Below are 10,732 nucleotides of genomic sequence, written 5' to 3' on the forward strand. Positions count from 1 at the left end.
GCCTTCCCCCTGTGTGTATTATCTAAGCATTTCTTCCCAGTTCAAATGCCTTCCTGTTAAGCTCAAGGAATTTAGCAGGAACATTTTTCTCTATGGCATCCTGCCACTGTTCGTCTGTTATGTCAGGGAAGTATGTTGAGAATCTTCCCATAAGTGCTATATTAACAGCCTTAGAAGAACCTGCCTCCTCAGCGAGTGCAAGGAAATCCTTCGCATCTACCTTGGCACCGGCTGCTGTAAGCTTCTCGATAAGTCCTTCCGGATACTCTGCTGCCCCTGTAATTACAGGCATTGGCTCCATCTTCTGTGTATTGGTGATGATAACTCCGTCCTTCTTTAAGAATTCAACCCATCTTGCAGCCTCTAACTGCTCAAATGAGATGATAACATCAGCCTCACCTTTATCGATTACCGGTGAATATACCTTTTCGCCATATCTTACATAAGTTACAACTGAACCGCCTCTCTGGCTCATTCCGTGTACCTCTGAAACCTTAACATCATATCCCTGCTTTAATAATACATATCCTAACATCTTGCTGGCAAGAAGTGTTCCCTGTCCGCCAACACCAACTATCATAATATTCTTTGTCATATTGAATCTCCCTTCAGTTACCTGTCTATACTTACATTCCTATTGCATCGAATCTGCACATCTGCTTGCACACTTCACATCCGATACATAATGTTGGGTCAATATGTGCTTTCTTATCCTTGAATGATATAGCAGGACAGCCAATCTGCATACATGCCTTACAGCCTTTACATTTGTCCTGATTAATTGCTATTGCAGGCTTATGGACAGTTCCCTTAATCATTACACATGGTCTTCTGCTTATGATTATAGACGGTTCTTTAGCTGCAAGCTCCTCTGTCACTGCTGTCTCAACTGCTGCGAGGTCGTATGGGTCAACAACTCTTACTCTGTTAAAGCCTAAAGCCCTGCATAATGCTTCAAGGTCAACCTTGCCTGCCGGCTCGCCTCTTAAGTTCTTACCAGTTGTAGGATTCTGCTGATGTCCTGTCATACCTGTGATTGAGTTATCAAGAATAATTACTGTTGAATTACTCATGTTGTAAGATATATCTGTAATTCCAGTCATTCCTGAATGCATAAATGTTGAATCTCCGATAACACCTACGCTGTTGCTCTCACCAGCTTCTCCCATAGCCTTGTTAAAGCCATGAAGTCCTGAGCATGACGCACCCATGCAGACATTAAGGTCCATTGCATTAAGTGGTGCAACTGCGCCCAATGTATAACATCCGATATCTCCATATACCATAATCTTTTTCTTGTGAAGAATGTAGAATATTCCTCTGTGTGGGCAGCCTGCACACATAACAGGTGGTCTTCCCGGAATCTGTGCATCTATTGATGTGAATTCTGGTTCTTCCATTCCCATACATTTCTTAATAAGATTCTGTGAGAACTCTCCACATATTGGAAATGTGTCCTTACCATGAACCTGTATTCCTAACTGCTTGCAGTGGTTCTCAATGATAGGATCAAGCTCCTCTATTACATAGATTTCATCCTTGCCCTCTGCAAAATCTTTGATAAGCTTCTCTGGAAGTGGATATACCATTCCAAGCTTAAGTACGCTTACCTTATCTCCAAATACTTCCTTAGTATACTGGTATGATGTTGAAGATGTGATTACACCAATCTTCTTGCCATTGACAAGGCTTCCCTCTGCACACTCTTCAATTCTGTTAATTCCACTTGTCTCTGCATACTGTATAAGGTCAAGTGTTCTCTGCTCAACTCTTACATGTGCATCTCTTGAATTCTTAGTCATCATGACCTTAGTTGGGTCTTTTACATAAGGAACCTGTGCAGGCTCTACTCTTTCCTCAGGACATACAACACTCTGTGAATGTGCAACTCTTGTACACATTTTGATAAATACTGGTGTATTGTACTTCTCTGATATCTCATATGCTTCCTTAACGAAAAGCCTTGATTCTTCTGAATCTGCAGGCTCAAGCATAGGTACTTTGGCTGCAAATGCATAATGTCTTGAATCCTGTTCGTTCTGTGATGAGTGCATTCCCGGGTCATCTGCTACACAGATTACAAGTCCTGCGTTAAGTCCCTGATATGATATTGTAAATAACGGGTCTGCTGCCACATTTAAACCAACATGCTTCATTGCACATGCTGCTCTTACTCCACCGAGTGTTGCTCCGTGTGCTGCCTCTAATGCAACCTTTTCATTAGGCGCCCACTCGCAGTATATCTCATCGTATTTTGCTGCTTCTTCTGTTATCTCTGTACTTGGTGTTCCCGGATAACTTGATATTACCTTACAGCCTGCTTCATACATTCCTCTTGCAACTGCCTTATTGCCCAGCATTAATTCTCTCATAACAATCTCCATTCTATGTATTCTTATCAGCCTTTATTTTCCTGTTCTACAAGTCTGTCTGCGCCGTACATCTTACGAAGCTTCGGCTTCTCAATCTTTCCTGTAGCATTACGCGGAATATCTGCAAATATAATTTCTTTCGGACGCTTGTATCTTGGAAGCTCCATGCAGAAGTCTTCTATCTCTTCCTTAGTACATGTAACTCCGTCCTTAACTTCTATGATAGCCGCTGTCTTTTCGCCCAGTCTATGGTCTGGAAGTCCGATAACAGCTACATCTTTAACTTTATTAAATCTTCTGATGAAGTCCTCTATCTGAACCGGATAAATGTTTTCTCCACCACTTACGATAACGTCTTTCTTTCTGTCTACAAGGAAGTAGAAACCGTCCTCATCCTGCATAGCCATATCACCTGTATATAACCAGCCATCCTTAAGAACTTCCTTAGTAGCTTCCTCGTTGCGGTAATAACATGTCATGACACCAGGTCCTTTAACGCAGAGTTCTCCGACATCGCCCTGTTTTACTGTATTACCGTCTTCATCGACTATCTTACATTCCCATCTGTAGCCCGGAATTCCGATAGCACCAACTTTATTGATATTCTCAACGCCAAGATGTACGCAGCCCGGACCTGTTGATTCTGAAAGTCCATAGTTGGTATCATACTGGTGCTTAGGGAAGTACTCTTTCCATCTCTTGATAAGTGAAGGTGGAACCGGCTGTGCACCTATATGCATAAGTCTCCACTGATCAAGTCTGTAATCTGATAACTTGATGTCTCCTCTGTCGAGTGCATCTAATATATCCTGAGCCCAAGGCACTAACAGCCACACGATTGTACATTCTTCATCTGATACAGCCTTAAGAATTGTCTCAGGCTTAGTTCCCTTAAGAAGTACTGCTTTGCTTCCTGCCACAAGACTTCCCATCCAGTGGAACTTAGCTCCTGTATGGTAAAGCGGCGGAATACATAAAAATGTATCATATCTTCCAGTTCCATGATGCTTCTGCTCCATCTCGGCAGCCTGTGTAAGACTTCTGTGCTTATGAAGTATTGCCTTAGGAAATCCTGTTGTTCCTGATGAAAAATATATTGCACCATAATCGTCTTCTGTTATAGTCACATCAGGTGCTTTACTTGAACAGTCAGCAACCAGTTCACGGTAGCTTTCTGCAAAGCTTGGACAGTTATCTCCAACATAGATAAGAAGTCTTCCCTTTGATAATCTCTCAGCATTTACTTCAATTCGTCCGATAAACTGTGGCCCAAATACGATAACATCTACTTCTGCAAGCTCTGCACAGTAATAGATTTCGTCTGAATCATATCTGAAGTTGAAAGGCACTGCTATCGCACCTGTCTTTAACACTCCGAAATATATAGGAAGCCATTCAAGGCAGTTATACATAATAATAGCTACCTTATCGCCCTTCTTGATTCCTCTGCCGATAAGCATGTTGGCGAATCTGTTAGCTTTCTCATTAAATACGCTCCATGTAATCTCCCTGCGGTATGGAGAATAAGTTGTAGGCTCAATAAGCCCGAACTCCTTCCATGTCATCCTTCTTGTATCCTTCTCATCAGGATTAAGCTCTACCAATGCAACCTCGTCTGGATATTCTCTTGCATTGCGCTCTAAGTACTCTGTAACTGGCATAATAATTCCTTCCCTGCTGCCCCCGACAGCATGCAATTTCATTAAATTATATCATACTATATTTTGCCAAAAAAATCCATAAAACAGCCCGCCTTTCAGCCACGCTTTCGTCAAACTTCCCCTTTAATTCCCTCTTAAAAAATGCTATGATTTAGTTAGTTAAGTTGCGCGTGTGTATCCGGCTGTCCGGCACCTGTCTGTGGTGCAGGAATGAATTGTGACGAGCTGTGCAGGAGTTAAGCCGCTGTCCGCATAAGTGCAGTGCACAAAAGCTCGTCCAAGCGAAGCGCGTTTGCTTTTGAGCGATGTAATAGACTCTGCAGACAGCGGCTTTTACTCCTGCTAAGCGAGACACACTGAATTCCTGCACCACAGACAGGTGCCGGACAGCCGGCCTACCGGACGCACACATGCAATCTACTATATAACATCTTTAAAGGGGGATATATTATGGCTTTACATGTTATGGATGAGGCGAACCGCTGTTTACAGTGCAAAGTACCTCAGTGTCAGAAGGGATGTCCTATTAACACTAACATTCCTATGGCAATCCGTTTACTTAAAGAGAATAAGCTTAACGAAGCTGGTAAAATGCTTTTCGAGAACAACCCGCTTACTACCGTGTGCAGTCTCATCTGCAATCACGAGAACCAGTGTGAAGGTCACTGTGTACTTGGAAGAAAGGGCGCTCCTGTACATTTTTCTACTATTGAGAATTATATCTCAAGTACATATGCCAACCAGATGACTGAAGGTCCTAAGCCTTCTAACGGCATGAGAGTCGCAATCATCGGTTCAGGTCCTGCCGGTATCACTATTGCAATTATTCTGGCAAGATACGGATATCAGGTTACTATATTTGAAGGAAAGGACAAGATTGGCGGCGTATTAAGATACGGTATTCCGGAATTCAGACTTCCTAAGACTGTTCTTGACGACATTGAATACAGACATCTTGCCTTAAAGGGAATCAAAATTCGTCCTAACACCACTATCGGTGGTGCAATCGGAATTGATGATTTGTTCCGTGACGGCTACAAATCTATATTCATTGGTACTGGCGTATGGAAGCCTAACTCTCTTCATATTAAAGGAGAGACTTTCGGTAATGTCCACTTTGGTATCAATTACCTCAATAACCCTGACAGCTACCACCTCGGTGAAACTGTTATTGTTATCGGTGCCGGTAATGCCGCTATGGACGTTGCAAGAACTGCCAAGAGAAAGGGCTCTCGCAATGTCATCTGTTTCTCTATCACTAAGGAAGTTGCTGCAAGCAAATATGAATTCAGCTATGCACAGCTTGAAGGAATCACATTTGAATATAACAAACGCCCGGTTGAGATTAAGGATGACGGTGTTATATTCAGGGATATTATTGAGAATGAGGATGGAACTTTCACTGATGTAGAAGGAACTGATACACTTCACCACTCAGACAGTGTTATCATCTCTATCAGTCAGGGACCTCAGAACCGTATTGTCAACACAACAACAGGTCTTAAGGCTACTGCAAGGGGACTTCTTGACGCAGACGAGACTGGTCACACAAGCCGTCCTGGTATATTTGCATCAGGTGATGTTGTAAACGGTGCAAGAACCGTAGTAGAAGCTGTCGCACACAGCAAGATAGTGGCAGAATCAATGCATCAGTATATGCAGTCTCTGCCGAAAGATAGTGAATAAAGGGATTGCTGTTTACATTTTGCCATAAAAAAATCGTCTACAGCTTACGCTCTCATGGATTACTACGCTTAGTGGGAGTAAATGCCGTCATCTGCAATGTTTATTACTGTGAGTGAAAGCAAACGCGCTTCGCTTGAACGAGCTTTCACTCACAGACCTTATGCATATAACGGCATTAACTCCCACACAGCTCGTAATAAATCGAGCTTCAGTTGTAAACGATTTTTTATGAAATATAAACTAATTCCTAAATTACTGGCAATTACTTCAACATCACCATATCCGCTATGTACCACTTGCCGCTTCTTTTTACGAATATATACTCCATATGAGTAGGGTAATCTTTGAAACTGCCACTGTTATAGGATACTTGTAAATCAAAACTTACTTCACATGAAAAACAATCTTTTGTATATGACTGGTAATTATATACTTTCATATCACTGAATGCTGGTTCCCTGCTTACTTCTAACCATATATTAGTCTTTGATATTCTGGACAGGTATGAGTATGCATATGAGCCAGGCAGTATGTATGGTGAAAGCTTTGCAAAGCCTTCATAATTAACTACATATTTACCGTAAATTTCTGTAATCTCTTTTATGCGGCTTTCCTGTTCCTCTATCAGCTTGCCGTTAGCTTCAAATCCAAATTCATATACATTATCTGTGCTGCTTATAAGCTCCAGTTCACTGTTATACACAGGACCTGTTGCTTTTATTTCATGTTCTTTATATACATTCTCTATATGATATGTTGTTGTCTTAGGCATATTAATGTGTTTGGCAACATTACTTAGTACTTCTGCATCTTTAGTTTCTGTTACATATTCACTTCCTAGCTTATTACCATCAACTGTCACTTCTGAATTCTCCGGAACTATTATCTCATAGGTCTTTCCTTCACAGCTAAGTCCTGACACATCCGCAATTGTCCACTCATTTTTACTTCTTTTCTCAAGATATATTATTATATCTGTTTTCTGCCCATCTTTCTTTAACTGATATACCGGATTATCATTAGTGTACTCACCAGATTTCTTAGTGTATGCCCACGCTCCCTCACATAATACATTTTTAATATATTCTCTCACAGCTTCATCTAACGCTTCACTGCCTTCATAAGCGTTTTCCCCCGTGTGTACATACTTTGTGAAATCTCCTGTATCCTGTAATTGTATCTGTTCAGTTATCTTATCCATAGCATACTCTGGTCGTGACTGCTCATACTTTTTTAAAGCTGTCCACAGGATGCTCCACAGTACAACAAATCCTATCAGTACTATGGTGACAACTATTATATATATTTTCCAGAATAACGGGATTTTTATTGTCTTTTTAATCATTATTTTCTCAGCCTCCGGCATGCCCCTTTTTAAACATTTATTTAACAATTATTGTTGTCGGTAAATCTCTTGGTCCATACATTGATGCACAACTGTTGATGTATTCTCCATTGTAATACATAAGTGATGATGAACCACCATCAAGATTAGCCGCATTAACTGCACCATACTCAAGCATGAGCTCTATCACATCTGAATATGACGCTCCCAGACTGTTTACCTGGCGTCCATCTATTACTACAAGCAGTATTGAACCATCTTCTCTCTGTCCGATTGCTGTTCTTGGATTAAGACCGCTTCCGCTCCCATTAACTTCAACCGCTTCTCCATTAACAACAAGCACCGGCCCGAAACTTACGGCATCTCTTACTCCCCGGTCAAGTGCCGCCTGTGCTGTCATATCTCCCACTACAAGTACATTATTATTGTCTATACCTATAATTCCATAAGTTGTTCCCAGTGACCCCCACTTTAACCTGCCTTCTGATATAACAAGTCCATCCGGCTCGCCACCTGTTCCTACTCCTCCTGCATCCCGAAAACCGCCGGCATTAGTCGCAGCTATTGCGCCATAGCTTTCCGCTATCTCTGATACTTTCTTTCCCTTACAGCTTTTCCCATATTCTCCGCTTGTTCCTACCATAACTCTTGATGGGTCTCTTACAATCATCATCTTACCTCTGTAAGTATCCTTCTCTATATCAATAACCTCTATCATTGATTTTTCTTCTTGTGTAAGAATTGTTGTATCTGATATAAGCGAAGAATCTGTCACTTCATCTGTCTTCTGTATGGAATTGATTGCTCTTATTCTGGCTATCTCTTCATCTGAAAAAAATAGTGTTACAAGTATTCCTCCTGCACTTGATTCCATTGCTGAATTAACAAACAGATTTCTTGCTGTCTTTGATGGTCCGAATTCCATAATTCTTACAACGCCTAACAGCCCTATAAGAAGCAGAACCACTGTGGTAAGAATACATATTCCTACTCTCCTTACTATTTTCAATGCTATCCTTTTCTTTGTCATAATTTCTATCCTTTCACACAAAGTGAAAAAATTATAGCATAAAAAAAGGCCAGAGTAAATCACTCTGACCATTATTTTAGACATATTCTGTTATAAATATATTCTACATATCAGCAAGCAATTCCTTTGCCTTGTCCATAGAATCCATATGAACATAGATATCACACTTAGAATTCTTGCTGTTATTAAGGAACTTGAACACGCCTGTGTGGAAATTCCACTTCTCAAAATATGATATATTGTTTCTTCTAAGAACTCTCTCTATCTTTCTGCTTTCTTCTAATGTTACATCAGAACGCAATAAACGTTCATTAGTTCCGACTTCTGACATACTGCTGCACCTCTTTACTAACGTCTGTTATATTAGTATGTTATCACATTTTTAATGTAAAATCCACTTTAGAAAATTAAAAAATCGGTCTGAACACTTGTCCAGACCGAATAAACATTTAAAGAATATCAATTAAGCGATTGTGTAAATCCATCCCTTAGGAGCTTCAATCTTGCCCATCTGGATACCTGTTAATGTATCATAGAGCTTCTGGATTGTAGGACCCATCTTCTCCATTCCGCTTGGGAAGCAGATTTCCTTACCATGGTCGTTAATCTTTCCAACAGGTGAGATAACTGCAGCTGTACCACAAAGACCACACTCTGCAAAATCCTTAACTTCATCAAAGAGAACTTCTCTTTCCTCAACCTCTAATCCAAGATATTCCTTAGCAACAACCATTAATGAACGGCGTGTGATTGATGGAAGAATTGAATTAGACTTTGGTGTTACGAACTTACCATCTTTAGTGATGAAGATGAAGTTAGCACCACCTGTCTCCTCAACCTTAGTTCTTGTTGCTGGGTCAAGGTACATGTTCTCTGCATATCCTTCTTCATGTGCTGTCATAATAGCATGTAAGCTCATTGCATAGTTAAGTCCAGCCTTGATATGTCCTGTTCCGTGTGGTGCTGCTCTATCAAAATCTGAAACTTTGATAGTAATAGGCTTAGCACCGCCCTTGAAGTAAGGACCTACTGGAGTTGTAAGTACTCTGAACTGATATTCATCAGCAGGCTTAACTCCGATAACAGGGTTACTTCCGAACATGTATGGACGGACATAAAGTGTAGCACCTGAACCAAAAGGTGGTACCCATGCTGCATTAGCTTCTACTGTCTTAGCAACTGCCTCTACCCACTTATCTTCTGGGTAAACTGGCATTTCAAGTCTCTCACATGAATCTTTCATTCTTGCTGCATTCAGATCTGGGCGGAACATAACAATGTGACCATCCTCTGTTGTATAAGCCTTAAGACCTTCAAAACATGTCTGTGCATACTGAAGGACACCTGCACACTCGTTAATGACAACCTTGTCATCCTCTGTAAGTGTTCCGTTATCCCATGCGCCATCTTTATAGTTGGCTACGAATCTCTTGTCAGTCTTGATGTAACCAAAGCCAAGGCTTGACCAATCAATATTCTTCTTTTCCATTGTTAGTACTTCCTTTCATCTAAAGATACTGATGTAAAAAATGTTTTACACGATTTTGAGCATATTTTACGCTCTTAAAAATGCCATGTCAACAATTTTACTCATCTCCAGTAATTTCTGTGTAATATTTAGCATAATCGTTTCTTTCTGCCTTAGTAAATGCGATAGCTGTTCTTGGATGCTGGTTAGTCTGACCAGTAAGCATGTACTGTACATCACATCCCCATACAACGCCTGATGCCTTAAGTGGAACCATATGCTTTTCAATAAACTTAAGAACCGGAACAATATTAAACTTAGGATTTCTTAAGAAACCTAACAATAATTCTGAATAGCAGTTACCTGCGCCTCTTCCCATTCCGCTTACTGTTGCATCAAGAAGGCTTACGCCGATTGAACAAGCTTCAATTGTATTGGCAAATGCAAGCTGCTGGTTGTTATGTGCATGAATACCAACGCTCTTTCCATACTTCTCTGCTATCTTAATGTATTTGTCAGCAAGTCTTCTTATCTGCTCTGGGTATAATGAACCATAGCTGTCAACAAGATAGATGTACTGTGCCTTGCTCTGTGATGCAAGAAGCTCTAATGCAAGATCTAATTCATTCTCACCTGCTGTCGATATCGCCATAATATTGACTGTAACCTCATATCCCATATCTGAACAGTAATTAGCCATCTCAATAGCTGCCGGAATTGTATTAATGTATGTTGCAACTCTCACCATATCAACAACTGACTCTGATTTAGGTGGAATATCTCTCTTCATATTAGTTCTTCCGACATCAGCCATAACTGATATCTTAAGTGGTGTATCATTCTCTCCAACAATAGCCCTGATGTCTTCTTCCTTACAGAACTTCCACTTTCCGAATTCTTTCTCATCAAATATATCCTTATCAGCCTTATATCCAAATTCCATATAATCAACGCCTGCTGCCACATTAGCTTCATAAAGATCTTTAACAAACTCATCTGTGAATTCAAAATTATTCACAAGACCTCCATCTCTTAATGTACAGTCCATAACCTTGATGTCTGGTCTGTATGAAGTCAAATTACCCCTGTTCTCTGCCATAACCTGTTTCCTCCTGTAAAATTTCCTCCTGGAATTGCTTCACTTTAAACCGTTACGCTTTAAAGTGCTAA

General features: G+C 40.6%; 9 protein-coding genes. 1 reads left to right on the plus strand and 8 read right to left on the minus strand.

Annotation, left to right across the window (positions count from 1 at the left end):
- Positions 1-22 precede the first annotated feature (22 nt).
- Genes DW963_RS11595 through DW963_RS11605 form a run of 3 tightly spaced genes read right to left on the minus strand, consistent with a single transcriptional unit; the run spans position 23 to position 4,033 of the window.
- A complete protein-coding gene (locus tag DW963_RS11595) occupies positions 23-595 on the minus strand; it encodes an indolepyruvate oxidoreductase subunit beta (RefSeq protein ID WP_012740127.1) in 573 nt (190 codons plus the stop codon).
- Between the two features lie 31 nt (positions 596-626).
- Positions 627-2,372 (minus strand): indolepyruvate ferredoxin oxidoreductase subunit alpha, encoded by a 1,746-nt coding sequence (iorA, locus tag DW963_RS11600; protein WP_199669386.1) that lies wholly within the window; start codon positions 2,370-2,372, stop codon positions 627-629.
- Between the two features lie 26 nt (positions 2,373-2,398).
- Positions 2,399-4,033, minus strand: a complete 1,635-nt coding sequence (locus tag DW963_RS11605; RefSeq protein WP_055216401.1) for a class I adenylate-forming enzyme family protein — start codon at positions 4,031-4,033, stop codon at positions 2,399-2,401.
- Between the two features lie 450 nt (positions 4,034-4,483).
- Here DW963_RS11605 and DW963_RS11610 point away from each other — a divergent pair, with 450 nt between their 5' ends.
- Complete coding sequence (locus tag DW963_RS11610) at positions 4,484-5,719, plus strand: NAD(P)-dependent oxidoreductase (protein ID WP_055286492.1); 1,236 nt, start codon at positions 4,484-4,486, stop codon at positions 5,717-5,719.
- Positions 5,720-5,981: 262 nt separating this feature from the next.
- On the opposite strand, the gene DW963_RS11615 is transcribed toward DW963_RS11610, so the two are convergent.
- The 5 genes from DW963_RS11615 to DW963_RS11635 form a co-directional block, all read right to left on the minus strand.
- The gene (locus DW963_RS11615) at positions 5,982-7,064 is read right to left on the minus strand and encodes a hypothetical protein (protein ID WP_147347601.1); all 1,083 of its coding nucleotides are present in this window, start codon (positions 7,062-7,064) and stop codon (positions 5,982-5,984) included.
- Positions 7,065-7,101: 37 nt separating this feature from the next.
- On the minus strand, positions 7,102-8,094 hold the full coding sequence (locus DW963_RS11620; protein WP_022098999.1) for a phosphodiester glycosidase family protein: 993 nt from the start codon (positions 8,092-8,094) through the stop codon (positions 7,102-7,104).
- Between the two features lie 103 nt (positions 8,095-8,197).
- The gene (locus DW963_RS11625) at positions 8,198-8,425 is read right to left on the minus strand and encodes a hypothetical protein (protein ID WP_012740132.1); all 228 of its coding nucleotides are present in this window, start codon (positions 8,423-8,425) and stop codon (positions 8,198-8,200) included.
- Between the two features lie 132 nt (positions 8,426-8,557).
- Complete coding sequence (locus tag DW963_RS11630) at positions 8,558-9,583, minus strand: branched-chain amino acid aminotransferase (protein WP_022098998.1); 1,026 nt, start codon at positions 9,581-9,583, stop codon at positions 8,558-8,560.
- Between the two features lie 97 nt (positions 9,584-9,680).
- Positions 9,681-10,661 (minus strand): aldolase catalytic domain-containing protein, encoded by a 981-nt coding sequence (locus tag DW963_RS11635; RefSeq protein WP_117915927.1) that lies wholly within the window; start codon positions 10,659-10,661, stop codon positions 9,681-9,683.
- Between the last annotated feature and the right edge of the window lie 71 nt (positions 10,662-10,732).

The sequence above is a fragment of the Eubacterium sp. AM46-8 genome (assembly GCF_003466705.1).
Lineage (GTDB): Bacteria > Bacillota > Clostridia > Lachnospirales > Lachnospiraceae > Lachnospira.